The following is a 24,015-nucleotide window of genomic DNA, read 5'->3' on the forward strand; positions in this document are numbered from 1 at the left end:
ATCAGGGAAGAAACGGGTCCTCGATCATCTGGGCAGATCGTAACCAGAATTCCTCGTCAAAGCCCGGGATTTCCAGGTTGGCGATGAACTGGCGGGCGCCGGCTTCCCAGTTGAACTTCATCGAATGCTGGCGGCAGGCTTCCGGGTCGCGATTTTCCAGCGCCGTCATGCACGCCGTTTTCAGATCCTCGTCAAGGCAGCCGGCACCGGCGGGGGCATCGGCCATGATCTCCGCGGGGCCACGCACCGGATAGGCGGCCACCGGCACGCCGCAGGCGAGCGCCTCGACATTGACGAGACCGAATGTGTCCGTGCGGGACGGGAAGACGAAGACGTCCGTCGCTGAATAGTACTTTACCAGCTCCTCGCCAAACTGCGGCCCGGCGAAGTGGACGTTCTTGCCCTTGTACTTGACCCTGAGTTCGGCCTCCTGCGGCCCGGCGCCGACCAGCACCTTGGTGCCCGGGAGGTCGAGATCGAGGAAATCCTCCAGCGACTTCTCGACGGCGAGGCGTCCGACATAGGTGAAAATCGGTTTGGGCAGGTCTGCCATCACGTCTGACGGGGTCGGCTTGAAGATCTTGGTGTCAACCCCGCGCGCCCAGAGTTTCATATTGGTGAAGCCGCGGCCCTCCAGTTCGTCCATCAGGCCGGGCGTTGCGACCATCATCGTCTCGCCATGCTTGTGGAAGTCCCTCAGCAGGGCATAGCCCCACTCGACCGGGAAGCGGAACCGCTCATAGGTGTATTCGGCAAAGCGGGTGTGAAAGCTGGTCGTATAGGGATAGGACCGGCGGCGGCAGAAGCGCCGGGCGGCACGGCCGAGGGGACCCTCGGTCGCGATATGAACCGCATCCGGCTTGAAGTCGTTGATCATCTTGGCAACCTTGCGGTTGGGGAACAGCGACAGCCGGATTTCGGGATAGGTCGGCATCGGCATCGACTTGAAGTCGAGCGGCGTGATGTACATCACCTTGTTGCCCTTGGCCGTGAGGATACGCCCGAGCGTGTCGAGGGTGGTCACCACGCCGTTGAGTTGCGGTTTCCAGGCATCGGTAACGATCACGATCTTCAGTCCGCTTTCCGGATTTGGCATCGTGAATTTCTGTTTTGCCCGTGTCAGCCGGGCCATCCCCGCGCCCAGACGGTTCAGGGCACCCCGCTTCTTGCTGGTGGTAGCGGTTTCGGCCTCTGTCGGTTTATCTGTTTCCGTCATTCAAACCTTCCGGGTGAGTCGTTTCAGGCATAGTACTGCCAAAAGCAGTCGCGGCAAATCCAATTCTCCGAGCGCAAAAACTCGTTAAGTCTAGAATTCATACTGAGTATTTAGCATAAAAAACCTTAGAAGGTGTCTAAAGTGACATATAATATCAACCTATATGAAATAAATGGCGGTTTGTGTCTTTGTACTGTTGCGCCGCAAAATTGCTATCGCGTGCCTAAAAAAAATGAGTACTATCATAGTCGACGTTTCGACGTCATGCCCTTCCTGGGCGTTTCCTCCCTATTAAACTTGCCGCGGCTCTGAGCCGCGGCTTTTTTTTGGGGCTATGATAGCGCTCCCGCCCGAAGCGGGCGCAAGTATCGTTCTCCAATCCAGGGTCTATTCGGCCGCCTGCCGCACGGTGAGGGCGCCAGGGTCTATTTTCAGAAAGTCAGCGAAGATTGCGGTCAGGGCAGAGCGCAGCACGGTGAAACCTGCTGTGCGGGTGATGCGCGCCTCGTCGAGATAGAGGCTGCGATTGATTTCGATCTGCAGCACGTGGACGCCGCCTGCCGGATTGCCGTAATACTGGGTGACATGGCCGCCGGCATAGGGGGCGTTCTGAGCCACCGCGTAACCCTGATCGTTGAGCAGTCCCTGGACGAGGCTCACCAGCGCCGGCGAGCAGGACGCGCCGTAGCGATCGCCCAGCACGAAGTCGACATTGCTTTTGCGCTGCCTGTTCCAGACATGGCGCGACGGCATCGAGTGGCAATCGATCAGGATGGCGCAGCCGAAGCGGTCCATGCTCTCGTCAATCAGCTCCTGCAGCGCGACGTGATAGGGCCGGTAATAGTGTTGGAGCCGCCGTTCGCTCTCCGACAGTGGCAGTTTCTTGCGATAGATCGACAGGCCATCGGCGGCGAGGCGGGGAATGACCCCGAACCCGGCAAGCACGCGGTTCGATCGGGTATCGCTGTCCGACGACAACTGTTCGGCAAAAATCAGCGGATCGAGCTCATTCGCTGCCCGGTTCACATCAACGAATGCGCGCGGGAACAGCGCCTTCAGGAACGGCGCGCCCAGCCCCGGCACCATGTCGACAAGCAGGTCGACATAGCTGTCTTCGGACCGGCGCAGCGTGTGCAGGTCGAGAACGCTGTCCTTCAAAAAGGCGGCGGGATAGCGGCGGCCGGAATGGGGCGAGGCGAAAATGAAGGGCGCTGACCACTGTACGGGCCGCACGATTTCTATCGGGGCAAAACGCTCCTGCATGTCGTGGCCGGTCAGCCTGTCTGTCGGTCGCGAAGCCATGATCCTGATCTAGCAGCCTTATGCCGTTTTGGCAGCATGTTTTCCGTCGGTTTCATAAAGGCACTCATTTGCCCGGCGAATCAATAACGGTTTGGGGAAAAAGAGCCTGCCCACAGGAGATGAGTGACTGCCAATTAAGAGCGTGTTAAGCCTGATCGGTCTATCAAGGGCAGCGAAAAAAACATAATGTCTGTGTGACGACCACTAGAGGGTGACTTGAGTATGGCGGCGATCCTGTTGGCAGAAGACGATGAGAGCATGCGCTCTTTTCTGAAAAAAGCGCTGGAAAAAGCGGGCCATAGCGTGGTCGACGCAGGCCAGGGGGATGAGGCGCTGACCGAATTGCAGTTGCGCGAATTCGACCTGTTGCTGACCGATATCGTCATGCCGGTCATGGACGGCATCGAACTGGCGCGCCGTGCTTCCGAAATCGATCCCGACATGAAGATCATGTTCATCACCGGCTTTGCCGCCGTCGCGCTGAACCCGGCCAACAGAGCGCCAGAAGACGCCAAGGTGCTGTCCAAGCCGTTCCACCTCAAGGATCTCGTCAACGAGGTCGACCGCATGATCGCTGCCTGAGACAGGACTTCTGGATCGAAGAAACCGGCAGGGCGGCAATGTGCTGCCCTTTTTCTTTTTGGGCCGTTCCGGCAGTTTTTTCGGGTTGCAATCGGTAAATCCCCGCGCTAATACCCATCGCTCCGGCGGCCATCGTTCCGCCTGGCCTTGATGGTGTGACGGGCGTATAGCTCAGTGGTAGAGCGCTACCTTGACATGGTAGAAGTCCGTAGTTCGATCCTACGTACGCCCACCACCCTTCGCCTTCTGATTCGGGTGGCACAGCCATCCCAGGCGATATAGGCGAAGGAGTGCGCCCCGAAGCCTTGGCGAAGGGGGGCTATTCTCAGATGTATCACGTTTATCTGATCCGCAGTACTTCGAGCCCTGATCAAAAATATGTGGGGTTCACCGAGGACTTACAGCAGCGTGTGAAGGCCCATATGCAGGCCAGTCCCGACATACGTCGAAATATGTTCCTTGGAAGCTGGTCGGCTATCCTGCTTTCGAATCCAAGGAAAAGGCCTTGGCTTTCGAAAGATATCTGAAGTCAGGATCGGGACAGGCATTCGCTGCCAAGCGCTTCTGGTAGGCCTACGGCTCCCAGTGGCGCAGCCATTCTTCTATTCTCCTCAAAAACAGATGGCCATGTTGCACTGCAACGTCTAAGGCTTCCTCCATGCTGAAAATCACCAATCTCGACTATCGTGTCGATGCCCGCCCGCTTTTCGAAAATGCCACGGCCCATATCGCGCCGGGCTGGAAGGTCGGGCTGGTCGGCCGCAACGGCACGGGCAAGTCGACCCTGTTACGGATCATCCGGGAGGAAATCGCCAAGCCGTCGCCGGACAGCTCGGTGAAGATGCAGAACCGCGCCCGGCTCGGCTGGGTCGCGCAGGAAGTCGAGGCCAGCGACGAGACCATTCTGGAGGTCGTGCTGGCCGCCGATGAGGAACGCCACCGGCTGATGCAGGAAGTGGAAACGGCGACCGACCCCGACAGGATCTCCGACATTCATACACGGCTTCTCGATATCGATGCGTGGACGGCAGAAGCGCGCGCCGCCTCGGTCCTGACCGGCCTCGGTTTTACCAATGACGATCTCTACCGCTCGACCCGCGAATTCTCCGGCGGCTGGCGCATGCGCGCGGCCCTTGCCGGCGTGCTGTTTTCCCAGCCCGACCTGTTGCTGCTCGATGAGCCGACCAACTATCTCGACCTGGAAGGCGCGGCGTGGCTGGAAGGCTATATCCAGCGCTATCCGTACACAGTCATTATCGTCTCCCATGACCGCGACCTGCTGAACCGCTGCGTTACCCACACGATGGCGCTGGAGCACCGACAATTGTCGATCTGCCCCGGCGGCTATGATGCCTGGCTGAACCTGCGCGCGGCCAAGGTCGCCCAACTGGAGAGCCAGCGGGCCAAGCAGGACGCCGATCGCGCCCACCTCCAGTCCTTCGTCGACCGGTTCAAGGCTCAGGCCTCCAAGGCGCGGCAGGCCCAGTCGCGGGTCAAGATGCTGGAAAAGATGCAGGACATTTCCATTCCGCTGGCAGAGCGCACGGTGCCGTTCAATTTTCCCGCGCCGAAGGATCAGATGTCGCCGCCAATGCTGCAATTGCACGATGCCGATCTCGGCTATGGCAAGGACGCGAAAATACTCTCCGGCGTGGACCTGCGGGTCGATCCGGATGATCGCATCGCCATTGTCGGCACGAACGGGCAGGGCAAGACCACGCTTGTCAAGTCGATCGCGCGGCGCCTGCCGCTGATGGCCGGCGAATGCACTGCCGCCAGCGCCCTGCGTGTAGGCTATTTCTCGCAGGACCAGCTGGACGAGCTGACCCCCGGCCACACCGTGCTGGAACATGTCGCCGAGGCACTGCCCAAGGGTACGCCGGTCGGCAAGCAGCGCGCGACGGCAGCGCAGATGGGCTTTTCCAACGAAAAGGTCGATACGGCGGTCGAGAAACTGTCGGGCGGCGAGAAGGTGCGCCTGCTGCTCGGGCTGATGTCGCTCGACAAGCCGCATATCCTGATCCTCGACGAGCCGACCTCCCACCTCGATATCGACAGCCGCGAGGCGCTGATCTACGCGATCAACGATTTCAAGGGCGCGGTCCTGCTGATCACCCACGACGTTTTCCTGGCAGAGGCGACAGCCGACCAGCTGTGGCTGGTCAAGGATGGCCGGGCGAGCGTTTATGATGGTGACCTCAACGATTACCGCGCGCTGGTGACCCAGGCCGACAGAAGCAAGAACAAGGTCGCATAAAAATACCCGCGCTGTGTGGCGCGGGTATTACTTTTACGCGGTTGGAAAGATCAGTCGTCAGACAGATCCATCACCGCATTCATCAGATAGATATGCGAGGCGCCGTTGGGGATGACATATTCATTCTGTCCCCAGAAGAACGGCCAGTCCTCACGATTCTCCGGCAGGTCCGGTTTCAGGATCAGAATGCCCGGCACCGTGCCGCCGGCGATGTAGGAAAAGTCCGCCCGGTTGGTGCCATAGGACACTTTCTTCGACTGCGCCCCGACACCCGAGACGAGGGACAGATTATGCGCCGGGTGACGGCCGAAGATGAAGTCGACCGCGTCATAGATCTCGGCGGTGTCGACAAGACCCGGGAAGGTGCGGTGGATGTCATATTGCAGGATCGCGCCGTTGACGACGGTGCCGCTGCCAGCCCAGCCGCCCCTTGTGATCAGGACACCGAAGGGATTGTCGGATGCGCTCTCTTCGCGCTCGGCGAGCCAGGCTTGTGAGGCGGTGCGAACCTCGGCGGCGTAGTCCTCCGGCATCATCGGCACGATGGCGAGAGCCGATGTGCCAATTGCGGAGAAGAACTCCCCCTTGGCTTCATCCCAGTAGCGGTCAGCGGCCTCTGCATAGATGTCTTCGCCTGTTGTCAGCAGCAGTTCGGCAGCAGCGCGGAAGCGTTCGACCTCCAGCGGCCCGCCGGTGGTGTTGCCATGGCGGTAGAGGTCCGGCTCCCTGCCTTCCTCCTCGGCAAAGGTCTCGACGGCGATCGACAGCGCCTTGTCTGCCAGGTCGTCATTATATCCCTCCAGCGCGCGGGCAGCGGCGGCGAGCCCGGCGAGGGAGCCATAATTGAGGGCGCTCGATTTCGAGGTGAACGCCCAGCGGTCGTCGAGCTTGCCGGAGCGCCCGCTACCAGCCTCGCCGGCAACCTCGTGCTCGCCGAGGCTGGCATCATAGACGAGGTTGTCGGTCTTGGTCACACCGTCGCCAAGATGGGTGTACTGACCCAGATCCGGCTCGACGATGCCATGGATGGCGTGGCCGACGGCGTCGAACTGGGCGACCAGCTGCAACGTGCCATGCTCGATCTGCTGCAACAGGTCGGCCTTGCCGTCGGGGATATGCATTTCGACATGACGAATCTCCTGCTCAACCTGCGTCTGGTCGCGGGTGATGCCGAATTTGTCCCAGGTCGCAACAAGGCCGCGGATCGTGCCATACTGGCTCTGAGTCCGGATGTCGAAGTCACCCGCATCATACCAGCCGCCGACATTCAGGCCGGGAATATGTTCCAGTGGCTCGAAGGCTGTGTCGGTCGTCGGACCCTGGGCATAAAGGTCGTGGTGGATGTGATCGACGGGGGCCTGGAGGGCGTCATCCAGATGCGAGGCGCCATGCCAGACGCGATAGCCCTCATTGACGAACATGTGGTCCATCTGCGCCGGGAAGAAGACATCGAGGGTCGCATGCCACGTCGTGTCGTAGACGTCTTCCGCTATTGGGAAGGTGACCGTGCGCTGGCCGTCATAGTCGATGGCATAGAGGCCGGGCTCGGTGATCTCGCTGAAGTCGATCGTCGCATAGTCATAGCGCAGATAATCGCCCTATGGCTCGACCGCCGGTTCGAGCACGGCTGTGACGGAGCCGTCGGCGCCCATTTTCAGGATTGTGGCAGTGGCCGAGGCCGTGTCGTTTTCGTCCAGCTCCACGACGGCGATTTTCTGGCGGTCCGGTGTATAGCCGACCTGGGAGAAGGAGACGACCGGTTCACGCACGAAATCAGGGTCGCTGGCAACGTTGATGGTCCATTCCAGCACGCGGCCTTTCTTGCCTGAGGGCAGCAGCGAGCGGAACACATACCAGCCGTTCTGCGCCTGGTTGCGGCCATCATAGAGGGAGATATCGGTGGTCCCGGCACTGATGGTCACCTGATGGCTGTCATCGCCGGGGGCGAGTACGAAGGTCTTGGCCGTCGCGATGGCTTTCGGCTCGGCCCGTGTGCCCCAGGCCTCGTCCTGATAGGGCATCTCCATCGCGCTCGCGGCATAGGCCGGGAACAGGCCGGGCCTGCCATCGGCGAGATAGGGCTTGTCCCAATATTGCGACGGGATGAATTCGAGGTTGAAACCGGCCTTGCCCTCCAGTTCCTTCGGCAGGGCCTTGGGCAGGGTGACGCTGATTACGACCGCGTCGCCTTTGGTCTCTGAACGGATCGTATAGGAAAAATCGTACTCGTCATAATTGAGGGTTGCGGTGATGACGCCGTCTTCCTCGTTCACCTCACGCTCGACGAACAGGCCGATCGGGTCCCACTGGCCGGGCGTTGCCGAGAGGCGGACATCGCCATTGGTCGCGGTGCGGATGCCGTGCTGCACGATCTCGACGCCGGAAATCTTCGAATCCGAAAACAGGCTGTCATAATAATTTGAGAAGACGAGGACATTGGCACCCGGCTTGGCGTAATAGCCGTCTTCGGTCAGTGCCATGTCCTGCGCGCTGGCGGTGGTGAGAGCGCCGGCGGCGGCATAGGCAGCGGCGCAGGCAAACAGGCGTAATCCCTTGATGGTCATGTTGATTTCCTTCCCTGTGGCTTTTGATTCTTGTTTTGGTGAGCGCTAACATAGCATGCGCGCGCCCCAAGGGCCACTGGGAAGCGCGGGGGGCGCTACATCTGCTTCAGGGTCGACAGCATGGCGTCGAGCGCCGCACCGCCGAGGCGGGCGCAGCGGGCGGGAGACCAGCCATACTCCGGGTCCGGCGTTTCGACCGTGTCCTTGAACGGCATCTCCAAGGTCATGGCGAGGCAGCCGAAGGTCTTTGCCATATAATTCGTACAGATCGACAGGTCCGCACTGCCCGGTGCGCCTACCGGATAGCCGACCTTGGTCTGGAAGTCGGGGCTCGCCGCGACATAGGCGTTTTTGAAATGGTCGAGCAGCATCTGGTCGCGATTGCTCCAGCCCTCGATGCCTTCGGCGCCCGCGATGAAATTATAGGGCAGGGCTTCATCCCCGTGGACATCTAAAGAGAGATCGACGCCCGTTTCCTTCATTTTTTCCAGCACATGATAGACTTCCGGGCTTTTCTCGAGGCTGGCCTTGTCCCATTCGCGGTTGAGATTGGTGCCGACCGCATTGGTGCGCAGATGGCCGCGGCGCGCGCCGTCCGGGTTCATGTTCGGCACGACATAGAAGACGACTTGGTCGAGCAGGGTGCGGGCGACCGGGTCAGCCTCGTCGAGCAGACGGTCGAGGAAGCCTTCCATCCACCATTCAGCCATGGTCTCGCCCGGATGCTGGCGGGCATCGACCCAGAAGACCTTCTTGCCGTCTCCGGGCTCGCCGATGGTAAGCAAATCCATATCCTGCCCGTCGAGGGTCTGGCCGAGGACGGAGGCGTGGCAGCGGTCCGACAGGGCTGCGGAGGCGATCAGGTCGGCATGGCGCTCCATGGAATAGGGCGCGAAATAGGCGTAATAGACCGAATTCAGCCCTGGCGTATGGTTGATGACCAGCTTGCCATCCTTATACGCCGTATCGACGCGAAACCATGTTTCGCGGTCATAGGAGGCAACGGCGCGATAGTCCGGCCAGCCCTGCGGATAGGCGGCGCTCGCCGCGTTCTCAATGGTCATGGTGCAGGGCACGGCCTCGGCGCCGGTCAGGCGGAAATAGAACCATTGATAGAAATCGGACTGGTGGTCCTTGCGGATTTCAAGGCGAATATCGCTCGCGTCATCGCAAGATTTGCAGATGATGTTCCCGCCATCGAAATTGCTGGAGATGAAGAGTTTTTCCGGCATGACCGCTCCTTGAAGCTTCTACGTCTCGTGCGGGATAGGTAGGCCGTGTGCCGGGCCATGGCAACCGGGCAACCGGGTGGGTAACCATCAGGCAGCCTGCATCTTCCTGATGTCTCGGGCCGGCGGAGCGCCGAACAGCCGTGCATAGTCGCGACTGAACTGCGCCGCACTTTCATAGCCGACACGGAAGGCGGCGCCGGATGCAGTGACGCCGTCCGCCAGCATGAGACGGCGTGCTTCGTTCAGGCGCAGGCGCTTCTGGTACTGAATAGGGGAGACGCCGGTCAAGGCCTTGAAGTGGTGGTGGAAGGACGAGATACTCATATTGGCCGCCGACGCCAACGTCTCTACACTGAGCGCCTCGTTGAAGTTTTCCTTGATCAGGAGAACCGAGGCAGACAGGCGCTGCAGCATGCTGCCCTTGATGACCAGCGCGGCAATGTCGTGGCCCTGCGGACTTTTCAGCAGGCGATAATGGATTTCCCGCGTGATCAGCGGTCCCAGGGTTGCGGCGTCTTCCGGCGTCTGCGTCAGACGGGAAAGGCGCAGGACCGCGTCGGCAAGGGCCTCGCCGGCCTGGCCGATGACGATGCCGGAAGGTGACGGCAGGTCCGGTCCGGGGGCTTGCAGGCCTGCGGCAAGCTCCGTCAGGATCGCGCGGTCGAGATCGATCTTGATACAGAGATAGGGTTCTTGCGGCCCGGCCTCGACGACGCAGCCGGTCACCGGCATGTCTATGGAAGCAACGAGGAGGTCGCCCCCGCCATAGCTGAAAAGCCGATCGCCTGCGCGGATTTCCTTTCGACCGCTGACGATCAGGCACAGGCACGGGTCATAGACACTCGGCATGGACTGGCCTGACTCCGTCGCCTTGTAACAGGAAAGACCGGCGACACCGGTTTGCTGCTCGCTCAGGCCGTCAGAGAAACCGGCAAAAAGGCTCGCGAGCTCCCGAGTTTGCTGATGCGTGATCATGAGAAGAATCCTCTCTTTGACTGGGCTTTTATAGCGGCTTTGCTTCACCGGCAACAGGGCTTGCGCCGCACATTTGCAGGATCGTGCAAGAATGCCGGATTTCTGTCAGTTACCGGGCGGGTCCTCGTTGACTAGGGTTTGTCCATCGAAACAGAAATGGAGCTAACCATGCAAAACGTAGAGAACAAGGTTGTGATCATCACCGGCGCGAGCAGCGGGATCGGCGAGGCCACGGCCAGACTGCTTGCGGGCACGGGGGCGAAACTCGTGCTCGCAGCCCGGCGTGAAGACCGGCTGGCGGGGCTTGCCGACGAGATCGCGACCGCAGGCGGGGAGGTGGTCTTCAAGACATGCGATGTGCGCGATGCCGCTCAGGTTCACGCGGTGGTCAACCTGGCCATCGAAGCCTTCGGCCGGGTAGACGTGATGTTCAACAATGCCGGGATCATGCCACTGGCGCCGATGAGCGCGCTCAGGACCGATGAGTGGAACGACATCATCGACATCAACATCAAGGGCGTCCTGAACGGCATCGCGGCTGTGCTGCCGGTCATGGAAGACCAGGGTGGCGGCCAGATCATCAATACGGCCTCCGTTGCCGCGCACGCCGTCGCCCCGACGGCGGCGGTCTATTGCGCCAGTAAATATGCCGTCCGCGCCCTGTCAGAGGGATTGCGTCAGGAGAGCAGGTCTGTCCGCGTGACGCTCATCTCGCCGGGCGTGACCACAACCGAGCTTGGTCATGACATCACCGACGACACGGCCAAGGAGTTTCTGCGCCAGCTTCGCGAGGATTCCCTCGATCCGATGGCGATCGCCCGCGGCGTTCTCTTCGCCATTTCGCAGCCGGATGATGTGGATACGAACGAAATCATCATCCGTCCCAGAACAAGCGCAATCTAACATCGAAATACCCAAGGAGGATAACTATGAGCATTGCACTGATTACCGGCGGCAGCCGCGGCCTTGGTCGCAGCATGGCCGAGCATCTGGCCGGCAAGGGTCACGATATCATTCTGACCTATCATTCCAACGCCGAGGCGGCGGAAGAGGTCGTTACAACGATCGAACAGAAAGGCCGCAAGGCTGTCGCCCTGCAGCTCAACACCGGTGATGCGGCGAGTTTCGACGAATTCGCCGCACAGGTCGGTGACAGCCTGCAGGCAATTTGGGATCGTGCGGATTTTGACATCCTGATCAACAATGCCGGCATGGGCGTTCACGCACCCTTCATGGAGACGAGCGAGGCGCAGTTCGACCTGCTGATGAACGTGCATTTGAAGGGCCCGTTCATGCTGACCCAGACGCTGCTGCCGATGATGAAGGATGGCGGGCATGTCGTGAATATCTCCTCCGGTCTCGCACGGTTCTCCCTGCCGGGCTATGCCGCCTATGCGATGATGAAAGGGGGCATCGAGGTGATGACCCGCTATCTCGCCAAGGAACTGGGCGCACGGCAGATCCGCGTCAATACGCTGGCGCCGGGCGCAATCGAGACCGATTTCGGCGGGGGTGCAGTGAGAGACAATGGGGAACTCAACGCCTTCGTCGCCAGCGTCACGGGCCTCGGCCGGGCCGGGCGGCCTGAGGATATCGGGGCTGCCATTGCGGCCCTCGTGTCCGGTGACCTGGACTGGGTCACCGGCCAGCGTATAGAGGCATCCGGTGGGATGTTCCTCTGACGTCAGATGAAGGCGGCTGGGTGTTCATTGGAAACGCCCAGTTCGCGTTCGAGCGCTGCGCCGACCCGCACAATGGCATTCTCGCCGAAGAGCGGCCCCCAGATCGAGGTCGAGCGCGGCACCCGGAACGTCTCGCCGCTCTCGTCCGCAGGCTGGCCAAAGATCGTCCGTGTCGGGCGGTCGGCGAAACCGGCTTTTAGCGCAAGACAGGGATGACCGGTAAAGTTCGTCGCTGTCAGCGCGCCGCCGGCAAAGCTGGGACCGATCAGCGCGTCGATACCGTCGAAGGTGGCACCGACTTCGCGCATCACCCGGCGGCGCAGCCGGTCGAGCTGGATATAGTCGACGGCGGAATAGAAGCGCACGCCGCGCCACGAGTTCGGCCAGGCATTGTCGTCCTGCCAGGTCAGCTCGTCGTCGCGGTTTTCCAGTGTCAGCTCGGCAAAGGCTGCAGCGGCTTCGGCAAGCACGATGGTGGTCAGGTCGCCATAGGGCAGGTCCGGCCAGGCGATTTCGCGCAAGCTCGCGCCGAGGCCGCGGGCCGCTTCCAGCGCCGCCTTGTCGACATCGTCGGCGTTTTCGTACCAGCCGGGCACAAAACCGATGGTCAGGCCGGACAGGTCGCTCGTGCCGTCATAGGCAAAATTGCTGCGCAGGCTCGAAGGGTCCGAGGCGTCATATCCGTTGATGACGCTCATCACCGCCGCGGTATCCTCCGCATAACGGCAGATCGGGCCGATCTTGTCGAGCGACCAGCACAGCGCCATGGCGCCGCTGCGCGATACGCGCCCGAAAGTGGGGCGCAGGCCGGTTGTGCCGCAGCGCTCCGACGGGGAGACAATGGAGCCAAGCGTTTCCGTCCCGATAGAGAAGGCGCACAGGCCCGCTGCCGTTGCCGAGGCCGACCCGGCGGAGGAACCGGAAGAGCCTTCGTTCGGGTTCCACGGATTGCGGGTGACGCCGCCGAACCAGATGTCGCCATAGGCGATCGCCCCGGCGGTGGATTTGGCCAGATGCACCGCGCCGCCTTCCCTCAGCAGTCGTGTGACGGTGGCATCGTTCCCGGCGATGCGGTCCTTGTACGGTTCCGCGCCCCAGCTGGTGCGCACGCCGGCCGTGTCGATGATGTCCTTCATCACATAGGGGATGCCGTGCAGCGGTCCCTTGTCCGTGCCCGCCGCGAGCAGACGGTCGGCTTCATCGGCCTGTTGCAGCGCCAGTTCGGGCGTGACCGTGACGAAACATTCAAGCTGGCCGCCGAAGCGCTCGATCCGGTCAAGATAGAGTTCCGTCAGCCGGCGTGAGGTAATCGACCCGTCGCGCAACCAGCGCCCGAGCGACAGGGCCGAGGCGAAGGCGATTTCGCTATCCGTGGACGGAAGGCTTGTCGCTTCTGCTGCCGGGGAGAAGACTTCCTGCGCCGGCGGCTGCGGGCTGTCGGGCAGGCGCGGATCGAAGGTCAAGGCCGGGGAGAGGTCGTTCGGCATCGCCTGGGCGCGGATGCTGGCGATCAATTCCAGCTGGCTTTCGACGAAGCCGAGCATTTGCTCACGCTCTGCGCCGGTATAGTCGAGGCCGAGAACCTTTTCGGCTTGCGCCAACGTGTCGACCGTCAGACCGCCGGTCTCTGCTTCACCCTTGACCAGTCCTTGAGGAACGCCCTGCATCTGGCTGTCTCCCTTTGATGAGCCCTGGGACGATTGTTGCGAGCAGGCGCTGACCAGCGGGACGGTCAGGGCGCCAAGGGTTGCCTTGCGCAGGAAATCACGGCGCAGGTCACCATGCTGCGCAGCCGGTTTTTCGCGCTTGTCTTGTTCGGTCATCTGATGGCTCCTCGTCCCGACCCTCGTGTCATCCGGGCAAGGGTAAGCAGCCCGTGCGGCGCGTCAAGCTGCCGTTTGGCGACCGGATACAGTCCTGCTCAGCCCCGGCTTGATTCGAGGGCGCCAACCGGCCTAGTCTCGAAAGCAGGGGATATTTTGAGGGAGAGAACCATGAAAAACCCGGTATCAAAATTGCTGGCAGGCGCCGCTGCAGCCACCGTCCTGGCCGGCATGGCAATGGCGCAGGACCTGACGCTGGCAGATGATTCGCGTCTTGTCCGTTCAATCACGCTGGAAGAGCTGGAAGCGCTTGTTGCCGTGGCTGGCGACGAAATCATATCGACCGGCGAGAATGGTGCCGTGTCGGTCAACGCGGCGACGCCTGAGGGGCTCAACTATCGCATGATCGGTACAGTCTGTTCGGAAGACGGTGTGCCAAGCTGTAACGGGATCCACATGGTCGTCACCTATGCGGCGAGTGACCGGGTCGACGACGCTGTCGTCAATGCAGCGAGCAAACGCACTTTCGTCACCAGCGTCTGGCAGGAGGATGGCCAGCTTGGCATCAGCCGCTATCTCATCCTCGATGGCGGCCAGACGATGGAAAACATCAAGGTCAATTACGAGAATTTCCTCTCGGCGGTAGACGTCATCGTCCAGGACATCTGGCCGGATTATGCCGGCGAATAGACAAATCCCGGCGAACAAGTAGGCCAGCCTGGCCGGCGATCAGGGCTCGATGCGCTTCCCGGCGTAGTCGAAACACCAGCCGCTGTCGTCGGCCGTCAATCGATTGATCACGGACAGCATCTCGCCGGTCGAATAATCCGGCGAGAACAGCTTGTTATCCGGCACGTTTTTCTGGAACGGTTCGGACAGGCCGGTATCGACGGTGCCGGGATGCAGGCCGACGATCAGCGCCTGCCTGTTCTTGCGGGCGAGCTCGATCGACATGGTACGGATGATCTGGTTCAAGGCGGCCTTGGACGCGCGATAGCTGTGCCAGCCGCCGATCCTGTTATCGCCGATCGACCCGACCCGGGCCGAAAGCGCGGCGAGGGTGGATTTCCGGTCGCGGTCGAGAAGGGGCAGGAAGTGCTTCGCGGCGAGGGCGGGGGCGATCGTGTTGATGCGCAGCACCCGGGCCATCATCTCGGCCTCAAGGGCGCTGGTGGATTTTTCCGGCGCTATGTCGTCACCATGCAGAATACCCGTGGCGATGAGGCAGAGCTGGATCGGGCCGTCAATCGCCTGAGCTGCGGCGCGGACCTGTTCCTCGTCGGTGATGTCGCAGCCGGTGAACCGGACCTTGCCGGAACTGGCGGCAGGCTTGCGTGACAAGGCGTGGACCCTGACGACAGCATCATGGGCAGCGAGCTGGTTGACGAAGGCAGAGCCGATACCGCCGCCGGCGCCGAAGACGACTGCGGTGATATCCTTCCCGAAACTCGACAGATCGACCGTCATTGCTCACTCCTTGCTACTGGATCGTTTCAGCATTCTGTGGAAACGCTGAAACGACCCAGACTCCTCGTTTGTCGTGTTTCCTGACGGTGAACCGGTTTCCACTTCACCGGGAAACGCTATAGATTTCGACTGGCGGCAGCGCTGGGAGCAATAGCGGACGCTGTCCCAGTCCCGTTCCCACTTCTTGCGCCAGGCGAATGGCAGGCCGCAGGCCGCGCAGGTCTTCTGCGGCAGGTCATACTTGCTCACCGTCTTGCCATTGCGTTTCATGGCCGGAATATAGCCGGCGGCGGGATTGCGGAAAGGGAGCCTGTCAATCCGCCGCACACCCGGCGTCAGGACAGGAGCGATTGACGGCATCGAGCAGTTCTTCGTCGGTAAAAGGCTTGAACAGGACGGCGCAGGCATCGAGCACATCGGCGCGTGCCGAAACGGATTCCAGCGTGTGGCCCGGGCCGCCGCCGGACATGACGACCACCGGCAGGGTATTGCCCTGCGCGCGCAGGCTGGCGAGCACGTCGAGGCCGTCTTCTTCGCCCAGCCAGACATCGACGAGGGCACCGCAGAAATGTTGGCTCTTCAGCAGCGCCGCCGCTGCGGCACCGGTCTCGACCCGTGTCGTGCGAAAGCCATTGCGTTCGAGGACGAAGGAAACTGCTTCGGCGACCGAAATGTCGTCTTCAATGATCAGGACTGACTTCACTCCGTATCCCCATCGTCTTTCTGGATGGCGTCTTTCTGGTTGGCGCCTTGCGGTACGGCCGGAACTTGCGGATGGGCCCGGCTCTCCGGCATCCAGACCCGGAAGACCGCGCCGCCTTTCGCACTGTTACGCACGCTGACAATGCCGCCCCATCCTGTCACCATGCCCTGCACCACGGCAAGCCCGAGACCGATGCCTTTCCCGCGTTTCTTGGTTGTAAAGAACGGCTCGAAGATATTGGCGCGGGTTTCTGCGGAGATGCCGTTGCCTTCGTCCTGCACTTCGATCCATACAAACGGCCCGGCCGAGAGGGGGGCAATATCCATCTCCGCCGGCGGTATGCCGCCGCGGCCGGCGGAGATGAAGATGTTTCCCGTGGCATTCTGGGCATCGGATGCGTTGACGATGAGGTTCAGCATCACCTGGCGCAACTCCACATCGTCCGCCATCGCGATCAGATCATCCCCGGCGATATCGAGATGATAGACGAGGCCGGTTGTCGCGACATCCTGCGCATAGGAGAGCAGGTCTTCCAGAAAGGACTTCAGATCAACCGGCTTGAGGCCGCTGGTGCCGCCACGGGCCATGGACAGGGTCTGCCGCAGGATTTCGCCCGCCTGCAGCACGGCGGTATTGATGCGTTCAAGGAGTTTCTCCCGGTCCGGCTGGTCCGGCTGCGCTTTGAGCGCACGGGCATAGACCCCTGCGGGATGGAGAATGTTGGACAGTTCGTGGGCGAGGCCGCCGGCGAACCGGTTCAGGGCTTCGATCTTCTGCAGCTCGTGGAGCTTTCGCTGATAGACGCTCTTTTCCTCGGCAAGCCTGACCCGGTCCGTCCTGTCGAACTCGACCGTCAGCAGGCGGTCTAACGTGCCACTGCTTCCGGCAAGGGGATACAGATGGACGAGCCAGTGGGTGCCTTTGAGGGGGCCGGCATTAACTCTCAGCGGCCGGCCTGTGACCGGCGCGCCGGAGGCAAGCGCTTCATCGAATAGCGGCTCGATATGATTGCGATACTCCAGACCGGGAACGTCATGGGGCTTGCGGCCGATCGCATCTTGCGCCCGCACGCCATAGCTTCTGGCCAGCTCGTTATTGATATACCGGATCGTCCCGTCGCGATCCTGCAGCATGATGCCGAGGGGCAGTCGGTCGAGAATGTTCGAGATCAGGCGTTCGCGCTCCTGAAGCTTGCGCTGGGCGAGAACCTGCTCGGTGCGGTCGTTGAGGACGATGACGATCTGATCGTCAGAATAATAGCTGGCCGTCGAATCGTAATAGCGCTTCGACCCGTCCGGCCAGACCCAGCGCAGAACGCCTTGCCAGTGTGCGCGGGATGCGAGGAAGTCTTCATAGGCCGCCCAGCGCAAGGACTGCATTTTCTCCGTGTCGTGATCGAGCTGATGCCAGCGCTTGCCGATAAGCTCGGCCTGGGGCGAAAAGCCGAGCAGATAGCGGGCGCTGGAGGAGGCATGAACGACACGGCCATCGCGATGGAAGATCGCATAGCCGATCATCGACCGGTCGATCGCTTCCAGAATGTCCTTGTTCAGCGGTTCCATGACAAGTGCCCGTATGCGGATGCCGTGTAAGGATCAATCGTCCGACGGCTTTGACAGCCTTGAATGCAGCTTGTTCAGGGCAAGGGCAAGCGTGGAAAGCTCGTCATCGCCGAGTTCGTGGACGATCCTGGCGCAGCGGTTGAGCGGATCATGTTCCAGCGCGGCATGGCCTGCATCGGTAAGGTTGATGATCTTGGTGCGCGAATCCGTGGGCGAATCCATGACTTCGGCAAGGCCCCGGCTGACCAGCGACGCGGCGGTGCGCGATGCCGGACCGCTCGTAACGCCGAGATATTTCGCAAGCCCCGCCACGTTGCGGCTCTTGGCGCCGGCCCGTTCCAGATATCGCAGGGCCGACCATTGCACAGCGTGCAATGCCCTTGGCTGTTTCTCGTCATAGACGAGCCGGGCAGTCTGTTCCAGCAATAACGCTATGCCGCGGGCTTTGCGGTCTGGTGCGATGTCTCGTTCCTCACTCATTTACTCCCCCAAATGAGACGCCAGCTAAACTATTGTTTTTGCTGACCTAGCGCGACGTTACAAAAAAACAATGCTAGTAGCAATCAATAATCTTGACCGTAACGATGTTACAAAATATATGTTTGCTACTAGCAATGAGTTGAGGTGCTTGCCACATCAGCTCCGGCAAATGGCTCGAGCGTTGCGCACTGTCAGTACGAGCCATTCTGCCGACGGGGTATCAGCCCCTGTTGCAAGCCAGATTTGATTTTCGTCGGTTTCTCTCTCTCCCCCCTGACCGGCGAAACATCCGAGGGCGTTGCCTGCGTATCGGCAACGCCCTCTCTGATTTTGGCCCCACAGCGGGCCTTCTGGTTTCGGCCCGTACGGGCTGTTGGACATCCTGTCAGCTCTCTCTCCCCCTGCTGGCAGGATCAGGGGGCCGGTTCCTCAGGGGCCGGCCCCCGCCTTGCCCGCTTTCCTGATTCTCAGCCCCGATATTCAGCCTGCGTTCCTTTTCAGGTCGCGGACGACAAACCGTGCCGCCGACAGCATCGCAACAACCGCGGGGCTGACGGGCATCGGCGCGTTCGTGATCATGGCGCTTATCATAGCTGCACATAGAGGCGCGGTGACAAGTCCGCGCGAGCCAAGCCCTGTCAGGGTAAAAGCGCCTTTGCGCCATGTCGCAGGCGGGTAGGGACCTTTCATCCCGGTGCGCAACTCATCATAGTCAGCCAGGAATTCAGCCAAATCCGGCAGCGGGCCCGCGACCGGGTGACGGTCGGCGGTGACGCAGCGCCAGGCGGCGCGGGCGTCCGTGAGCGGTGCCGAGGCGATGGCCGGCATTACCATGCTCGCGGCATCGATATTGCGCCGGCTGCGGCTTGCATCCGGCTCCGGGGCGGGCAGCTTGCCATAGCCAGCAGGCGCCTTGTCATAGGTCGCACCGGTCACGACCCCGCCGCCGAGCGGGGCGATGTAATTACCAAAGGTGATGGCGCAGGCTGGCGGCGGCATGTCGAGGCGATCTATCTGCCCCAGGGAGGCTGCGAGATGACCGTCACCCGGCACGATGGCGCTGGAGCCCTTCGCCTCGATGATGACGCCTGCCGTCTCCGGGGCAGGCTCGCCGGCAATGTCGACATCGCGCAGAAGCGCTGCGACGAAACGGGGCGGCCTGATCGTTCCGGCCTGCGGCAGATACAGATGAAGGGCATCGTCGGGCAGGGTCATATCCGTTGCCGCGATCTGGCGGGCCCGGCCGCTGTCGACGAGTTCCAGCCAGCCGGCCGGCAGGATCCCGCTCGCGGCGAGGGCGCGATGGCGGTCTGTGTCCTCAGGCGACAAGGCGAGCATCAGCCCGCCGCGGGAGGCAAAGATGTCTGTGCCCGTTTCTTTTTCCAGCTGTTCGATCAGCCGCACCGTGTGCAGGTATGCCTGGCGATAGAAGTGCCGCGCCGGCGTATCGCCGAGGTCGAGCCGCGGCATGATCAGGCCCGCCGGATTGCCGGAGGCGCCCGCCGCCATGCCGGCCGGGTCATGGATTGCGACCTTGCGGCCCGCGCGGCGCAGGGTCCAGGCAAGGCTCGCGCCGGCGATACCGGCACCGGCGATGTGGACCGGTTCCTCGATGGCAGGCCTGTGCAGCTGGCGCAGGCTGAACCAGGGCGCTGGCTCATCCCGCCTGCCGGCTCTATCCTTATCATCTTGCAGATCCTCTGTGTCCGGACGTATCGCTGTCAGCATCTCCCGCTTGCGGCCGAAGCCGGGGCGTTTCTCGATCTCGAAGCCATTGGCCTGCAGGCGCCTGCGCACGGTGCCGGCAACGGTGAAGGTGGCGGCGGTCGTGCCCGGCGCACTGAGCCTGCCGATCGCGGCAAAGATGTCATCGCGCCACATGTCTTCGTTGAGTGCCGGGGAGAAGCCGTCGAGAAACCAGGCATCGGCCCTGAAATCCGCCTCGGCCAACATCGTCCCGGCCTCGCCGAGAGCGAGGGTCAGGGTCACATCCGGGGCAAGATAGATCGTGTGAACGCCCGGTGTCAGCGCCGGATAGGCCACGGCCAGGCGCTCCGCATAGGGAGCAAGCATCGGCCAGCACCTGCCGACGCGGTCCTGTGCCGCACCGAAATCAGCCGCTGTCAGGGGAAAGCCCTCAACGGAAAAAACATGAAGGTTACCCTTGCCGTGGCCGCGGTCGTCCCAAGCCTGCCAGGCAGCGAGGATGTTGAGCCCGGTGCCGAAACCCGTTTCGGCGATGGTGAAAATCCCGCCTTCGTCGAGCGCGGCAAAACGCGCGGACAGATCATTGCCGGCGAGGAAGACGTGCTGCGTTTCCTCGAGGCCGCCGCGGTCGGAGAAATAGACATCGCCGAAGGCGGCGGACCGCACCGCATCGCCCGCCGACCAGTCAAGGTCGGCGGTGGGAAGGGTCTCGCTGAAAGGGGGTGCCTTGCCCTGGTCGGTCATGAGGGCTGATTAAGCCCGCCTCTTGCAGTCTGCAACCATGGCAGTCTGCAACCATGGCAGTCTGCAACTAGCCCTGCAGCGCTTCAAGGACCGCGTCGGAGGCATAACCGTCCGGCTCCATGCCGTTGTCGGCCTGCCATTTGCGCAAGGCGGCGCGGGTGCCTGCGCCAATGATGCCGTCGACCGGGCCCGGATCGTAGCCGGCATCGGCAAGCGCCTGCTGCAGCGATTTGCGCTCGCTGAGCGACAGCGGGCGGTCATTGCGCGGCCAGTCTTTTGAAAAGCCGGTCGCGCGCCCGGCGATGTGGTCGCTCAACAGGCCGATGCCGAGAGCGTAGGAGGTCGAGTTGTTATAGCGCAGGATCGCGTTGAAATTCGAAAACGCGATGAAGGCCGGCCCGGCCGAGCCGGCGGGCACGAAAATGAAACCTTCCTCGTTCAGGTCGATATGGTCGCCGAGGGGGGTGCCGTCGGCCCGGGTCACGCCGGCCTGCGACCAGCTTGCGGCGGATTTGCGGATCGAGCGGTCAGCGGTCGAATAGTCGAAATCATCCGGTAGCGAGACCTCGAAGCCCCAGGGCTGGTCGGCGGTGTAGCCCGACTTGCGCAGGTAATTTGCGGTCGAGCCGAACACGTCGGGCAGGTCGGCCCACAGATTGCGCCGCCCGTCGGCATTCTGGTCCACGGCATAGGCGAGATAGGTCGTCGGGATGAACTGGGTCTGGCCCATCGCCCCGGCCCAGGAGCCTTTGAGCTGGTCACGGTCGGCATAATCCTTGGCGATGATCTCGAGCGCGGCGACCAGCTGCTCGCGGCCGAAGCTGGTGCGGCGGCCCTCATAGCCGAGGGTTGCCAGCGCCGACAGCACGTCATAATTGCCGAGGATCTGGCCATAGGCGGATTCCAGGCCCCAGATGGCGGTGATGATCTCGGCATCGACGCCATAGGCGCCCTCGATCTCGGCCAGTAATTCCCGGTTGGCGTTGTAATTGTTGAGGCCGTTGGAAACACGGGTGTCCGAGACGGCAATCTCGAGATATTCCCAGATCGCCTTGGTGAATTCCGGCTGATCGGCGTTCAGCTCCATCACGCGGGGGATGCGGGTGACGCTTTCCATCTCCGCGTCATAGACGCTGGCCGGGATACCCTGCTCGATCGCGCTGGCACGGAACGCGTCTTTCCAGGCGGCGAAGCCGGTCTCGCCGTCATCCTGGGCCGCGGCAAGACCGCCAAACGAAAGCGCGCCAGCGGCGGCAAGGAAGGCGAGGGGGCGTAGCGTCATGGGTCAGGCACTCCGTCGGGTCAGGGCTGTTCTGGGTAACTGCCGGTGATTCTAGGCAAAATTAAGCCGGGCCGTCCAGTGACGATGCGGAAAGGGTGGTTAAGATAGCACCTACAGGCGGTACGGGGATAAGCTGGGCCACAGACAAGCCGAGCCATGAATAAGCCGGGCCATCAACAAGCCGGGCCTTGACAGTGAAGGGGCCGTCCGCTACGTCCCGGCGCTCACGGCGGCGCCATGCGCAGCCTCACGGCATTCCTGAACACGAACCGCATTATTTAAGGGCCAAGGCCATGAAAGTAAGAAGCTCGCTTAAATCCCTGAAGAATCGTCACCGCGACTGCCGCGTCGTGCGCCGCAAGGGCCGCATCTACGTGATCAACAAGACCCAGCGCCGCTACAAGGCCCGTCAGGGCTAAACGTCGGCCTGCCGGTCCTGTGCCCGCGACGATTCTGACAAAAACCTCAATTGCCGAACAGCGCAGCGCCCTCTACAGTCGGGGCATGCGCTTTTTTGCTTGTGTCTTTTCCGCTCTTGCCATCCTCGCCGCTATCGGTGCCGCCAGCCTTGCGCCGGCAGCCGCCGACCAGACCGATCCGTCGCTCGAGGCGCTGTTCGCGGAACTGCGTGACGGCACCGTGATCGACGCGCAGGCGACGACCGACCGCATTGTCGAAGTGTGGGCGACGGCGCCGAGCCCGACCGTCAACATCCTGTATGAGCGGGCGACCGAGGCCATGTATAATGACGAATATGACCTCGCCGACGAACTGGCGAACCACATCACCGGGCTCGCGCCGCATTTCGCCCAGGGCTGGGTGCTGCAGGCCAATATCAAGATCGCCCTGAACGAGCGTCAGCGCGCGCTCGACGCCTATCGCGAGGCACTGGAACTGGAGCCACGCCACTTCATCGCCTCCAGCCAGCTCGCCGATATTCTCTACGCCAATGGCGAGGACCGGGCGGCGTTCGATCTTTATCAGCAGGCGCTGAAATGGAACCCCCATTACGAGCCGGCGCGCGATGCGTCCTCGCGCCTGCGGCAGGTGCTGACGGGCCAGGAAATCTAGACGGAAATCCGGCCTGCTACCCTGCCGCCAGCAGGGCCATTCCCCCGACATAGAGCAGCAGCACGAGGCTGCTCTCAAAGCCGATGCGGGCAAAGCCGCGCTTCTCGCGCACGATCAGGCCTGCGATCAGCACTGCCGTCATCAGGATCGTCAGCGCCAGCAAGAAGGATTGCTGGCCGGAGATCGCATGATAGATCGAGCCATCGCGATAGGCCGCATCGGCGCCGGCGAGAAACAGCACGTCGAACAGATTGCCGCCCATGATGCCGCCGACGGCAAGCGTCAGCGCCCCGCGGCGCACGGCGGCGATGGTGGTGACGAGTTCCGGTGTCGAGGTCGCCACGGCCGTCAGCAGGGCGCCGGTGACGCTCTCCGACAGCGAAAAAGAGACCATCAGCGTCTCGCCGCTCATGGCGATGCCCCAGCCGGCAATGCCGGTGATCCCCGCAAGGACGGCGAACTGGACGATCAGGCTCGACAGCGACATGTCTGCATTGTCGCCGTCGGGCTCGTCCATCCGGGTTTCCTGCGTGTTTTCCGGCTGCCATTGCGGAAAGTGCCGCGTCCTGCGCGCCAGCCGGAGGCCGAGCAGGTAGAAGCCGACGAGAAACAGGCTGGCCGGGTGAATGCCGAAAAGGGTCCAGTCGGGCCCGCCCATGGCGATCAGCGGCACGGCGAGCATGCCGGCGAGCATGATGCCGTAGACCAGGTTCTCGATCGAGGCAGCGGCGTGTTCGAGATTGACGCGCTTGTGGAAGAAATCAGCCGCGACCAGAAACACGGTCTGGGCGGCGATGCCGCCGACGGCATTGCTGACGGCGAGTTCGGGCAGGCCGCGCGAGGCGGCGACGATCGAGGTGGTCAGGCCGGACAGCGAGGTCGCCGCGCCGAGCAGCACGGCGCCGACCAGCGCTTCGCCCAGCCCCGTGCGATCGGCGAGCCTGTCGGCGACACCGGCAAGGCGCGCGCCGGCCGCGAGAATGACCAGCGTCGCAAGGGCAAAGATGGCAAGGGCGACGGTGGCGCTCATGCGGACAGCCTCGCACTGAGGAGGGGGACAGGATCGGTGATTGCGCAGCTAGTGATGACGAAGGGCCTCGATCAAGTCGTCCTTGTCCATGTCGGAGCGGCCGTCGATGCCGATCTCCTGGGCGCGGTCATAGAGCTCGTCCCTGGTCCAGTCTTCATAGGCGGGCGACTCGCCGCCTTTCTTCGACGGGTGCTGCTCGTCATTGGCTTTCGCATTGGCGATGCGCGCGGCTTTCTCTTTCGAATTGCCGTCCTCGCGCAGCTTGTCATAGAGCGCGTCATCCTTGACCTGGGGGCCGTGATTTCCCTTTGGCATGATGTCCTCCGATATGGCTAA

Annotated in this window: 23 protein-coding genes, 1 tRNA gene and 1 pseudogene; 9 read left to right on the forward strand and 16 right to left on the reverse strand. The window is 62.1% G+C overall.

Features of this window, described 5'->3' with window-relative positions; genetic code table 11:
• Position 1: 1 nt before the first annotated feature.
• Positions 2-1,216 (reverse strand): glycosyltransferase family 4 protein, encoded by a 1,215-nt coding sequence (locus IEV88_RS01235; RefSeq protein WP_229731387.1) that lies wholly within the window; start codon positions 1,214-1,216, stop codon positions 2-4.
• 387 nt (positions 1,217-1,603) lie between these two features.
• Complete coding sequence (locus IEV88_RS01240; protein WP_188159487.1) at positions 1,604-2,518, reverse strand: N-formylglutamate amidohydrolase; 915 nt, start codon at positions 2,516-2,518, stop codon at positions 1,604-1,606.
• Between the two features lie 222 nt (positions 2,519-2,740).
• Between IEV88_RS01240 and cpdR the strand changes: the two genes are divergently transcribed.
• The 4 genes from cpdR to IEV88_RS01260 all read left to right on the forward strand — a co-directional run bounded on the left by cpdR (position 2,741) and on the right by IEV88_RS01260 (position 5,357).
• Positions 2,741-3,100: a cell cycle two-component system response regulator CpdR gene (gene cpdR / locus IEV88_RS01245; RefSeq protein ID WP_188159488.1), complete on the forward strand. Its 360-nt coding sequence runs from the start codon at positions 2,741-2,743 to the stop codon at positions 3,098-3,100.
• A gap of 160 nt (positions 3,101-3,260) precedes the next feature.
• Positions 3,261-3,335, forward strand: a tRNA-Val gene (locus tag IEV88_RS01250).
• Positions 3,336-3,429: 94 nt separating this feature from the next.
• Positions 3,430-3,627, forward strand: a complete 198-nt coding sequence (locus IEV88_RS15365; RefSeq protein WP_373291169.1) for a GIY-YIG nuclease family protein — start codon at positions 3,430-3,432, stop codon at positions 3,625-3,627.
• A 131-nt stretch (positions 3,628-3,758) separates the two neighbouring features.
• The gene (locus IEV88_RS01260; RefSeq protein ID WP_188159489.1) at positions 3,759-5,357 is read left to right on the forward strand and encodes an ABC-F family ATP-binding cassette domain-containing protein; all 1,599 of its coding nucleotides are present in this window, start codon (positions 3,759-3,761) and stop codon (positions 5,355-5,357) included.
• A gap of 50 nt (positions 5,358-5,407) precedes the next feature.
• Here IEV88_RS01260 and IEV88_RS01265 read toward each other — a convergent pair whose 3' ends face one another.
• The 4 genes from IEV88_RS01265 to IEV88_RS01280 all read right to left on the reverse strand — a co-directional run bounded on the left by IEV88_RS01265 (position 5,408) and on the right by IEV88_RS01280 (position 10,128).
• Positions 5,408-6,778, reverse strand: coding sequence for a glycoside hydrolase family 9 protein (locus IEV88_RS01265; protein ID WP_188159490.1), 1,371 nt, complete (start codon positions 6,776-6,778; stop codon positions 5,408-5,410).
• Positions 6,779-6,955: 177 nt separating this feature from the next.
• On the reverse strand, positions 6,956-7,921 hold the full coding sequence (locus IEV88_RS01270; protein WP_188159491.1) for an early set domain-containing protein: 966 nt from the start codon (positions 7,919-7,921) through the stop codon (positions 6,956-6,958).
• A 95-nt stretch (positions 7,922-8,016) separates the two neighbouring features.
• Complete coding sequence (locus IEV88_RS01275; RefSeq protein WP_188159492.1) at positions 8,017-9,153, reverse strand: M14 family metallopeptidase; 1,137 nt, start codon at positions 9,151-9,153, stop codon at positions 8,017-8,019.
• A gap of 87 nt (positions 9,154-9,240) precedes the next feature.
• Positions 9,241-10,128, reverse strand: coding sequence for an AraC family transcriptional regulator (locus tag IEV88_RS01280; protein ID WP_188159493.1), 888 nt, complete (start codon positions 10,126-10,128; stop codon positions 9,241-9,243).
• Positions 10,129-10,296: 168 nt separating this feature from the next.
• Between IEV88_RS01280 and IEV88_RS01285 the strand changes: the two genes are divergently transcribed.
• Together IEV88_RS01285 and IEV88_RS01290 are read left to right on the forward strand one after the other, a co-directional pair.
• Complete coding sequence (locus IEV88_RS01285) at positions 10,297-11,031, forward strand: SDR family oxidoreductase (protein WP_188159494.1); 735 nt, start codon at positions 10,297-10,299, stop codon at positions 11,029-11,031.
• A 20-nt stretch (positions 11,032-11,051) separates the two neighbouring features.
• Positions 11,052-11,810 carry an SDR family NAD(P)-dependent oxidoreductase gene (locus tag IEV88_RS01290; RefSeq protein ID WP_188160497.1) on the forward strand — a complete coding sequence of 253 codons (759 nt, stop codon included), beginning with the start codon at positions 11,052-11,054 and terminating at the stop codon, positions 11,808-11,810.
• Positions 11,811-11,812: 2 nt separating this feature from the next.
• Here the strand turns inward: IEV88_RS01290 and IEV88_RS01295 are convergent, their stop codons facing one another.
• Positions 11,813-13,633, reverse strand: coding sequence for an amidase (locus IEV88_RS01295; RefSeq protein WP_206711305.1), 1,821 nt, complete (start codon positions 13,631-13,633; stop codon positions 11,813-11,815).
• Positions 13,634-13,804: 171 nt separating this feature from the next.
• Between IEV88_RS01295 and IEV88_RS01300 the strand changes: the two genes are divergently transcribed.
• A complete protein-coding gene (locus IEV88_RS01300) occupies positions 13,805-14,323 on the forward strand; it encodes a type III secretion system chaperone family protein (protein WP_188159495.1) in 519 nt (172 codons plus the stop codon).
• A 39-nt stretch (positions 14,324-14,362) separates the two neighbouring features.
• Here IEV88_RS01300 and IEV88_RS01305 read toward each other — a convergent pair whose 3' ends face one another.
• The 7 genes and pseudogenes from IEV88_RS01305 to IEV88_RS01335 form a co-directional block, all read right to left on the reverse strand.
• Positions 14,363-15,100, reverse strand: coding sequence for an SDR family NAD(P)-dependent oxidoreductase (locus tag IEV88_RS01305; RefSeq protein ID WP_188159496.1), 738 nt, complete (start codon positions 15,098-15,100; stop codon positions 14,363-14,365).
• Between the two features lie 120 nt (positions 15,101-15,220).
• Positions 15,221-15,370, reverse strand: a pseudogene (locus IEV88_RS15370) (DUF2256 domain-containing protein); the annotation flags it as partial.
• Positions 15,371-15,413: 43 nt separating this feature from the next.
• Entirely contained in the window at positions 15,414-15,803 is a 390-nt protein-coding gene (locus tag IEV88_RS01315) for a response regulator (protein ID WP_188159498.1), read from the reverse strand.
• A complete protein-coding gene (locus IEV88_RS01320) occupies positions 15,800-17,365 on the reverse strand; it encodes a PAS domain-containing protein (RefSeq protein ID WP_188159499.1) in 1,566 nt (521 codons plus the stop codon). Before IEV88_RS01320 ends, IEV88_RS01315 begins: the two co-directional genes overlap by 4 nt.
• A gap of 33 nt (positions 17,366-17,398) precedes the next feature.
• Positions 17,399-17,845, reverse strand: coding sequence for a MarR family winged helix-turn-helix transcriptional regulator (locus tag IEV88_RS01325; RefSeq protein WP_188159500.1), 447 nt, complete (start codon positions 17,843-17,845; stop codon positions 17,399-17,401).
• 480 nt (positions 17,846-18,325) lie between these two features.
• A complete protein-coding gene (gene mnmC2 / locus IEV88_RS01330) occupies positions 18,326-20,296 on the reverse strand; it encodes a tRNA (5-methylaminomethyl-2-thiouridine)(34)-methyltransferase MnmC2 (protein WP_188159501.1) in 1,971 nt (656 codons plus the stop codon).
• 67 nt (positions 20,297-20,363) lie between these two features.
• The gene (locus tag IEV88_RS01335; RefSeq protein WP_188159502.1) at positions 20,364-21,578 is read right to left on the reverse strand and encodes a lytic murein transglycosylase; all 1,215 of its coding nucleotides are present in this window, start codon (positions 21,576-21,578) and stop codon (positions 20,364-20,366) included.
• A gap of 293 nt (positions 21,579-21,871) precedes the next feature.
• On the opposite strand from IEV88_RS01335, the gene ykgO reads away from it, so the two are divergent.
• Together ykgO and IEV88_RS01345 are read left to right on the forward strand one after the other, a co-directional pair.
• A complete protein-coding gene (gene ykgO, locus IEV88_RS01340; protein WP_155136725.1) occupies positions 21,872-21,997 on the forward strand; it encodes a type B 50S ribosomal protein L36 in 126 nt (41 codons plus the stop codon).
• Between the two features lie 85 nt (positions 21,998-22,082).
• On the forward strand, positions 22,083-22,649 hold the full coding sequence (locus IEV88_RS01345; protein WP_188159503.1) for a hypothetical protein: 567 nt from the start codon (positions 22,083-22,085) through the stop codon (positions 22,647-22,649).
• Positions 22,650-22,665: 16 nt separating this feature from the next.
• On the opposite strand, the gene IEV88_RS01350 is transcribed toward IEV88_RS01345, so the two are convergent.
• Both IEV88_RS01350 and IEV88_RS01355 read right to left on the reverse strand, forming a co-directional pair.
• The gene (locus IEV88_RS01350; RefSeq protein ID WP_188159504.1) at positions 22,666-23,679 is read right to left on the reverse strand and encodes a sodium:calcium antiporter; all 1,014 of its coding nucleotides are present in this window, start codon (positions 23,677-23,679) and stop codon (positions 22,666-22,668) included.
• Positions 23,680-23,727: 48 nt separating this feature from the next.
• Positions 23,728-23,994, reverse strand: coding sequence for a DUF7218 family protein (locus IEV88_RS01355; protein ID WP_188159505.1), 267 nt, complete (start codon positions 23,992-23,994; stop codon positions 23,728-23,730).
• Positions 23,995-24,015: the final 21 nt, after the last annotated feature.

Source organism: Aquisalinus flavus (assembly GCF_014640095.1).
In the GTDB taxonomy this organism is placed as follows: Bacteria; Pseudomonadota; Alphaproteobacteria; order Caulobacterales; family Parvularculaceae; genus Aquisalinus; species Aquisalinus flavus.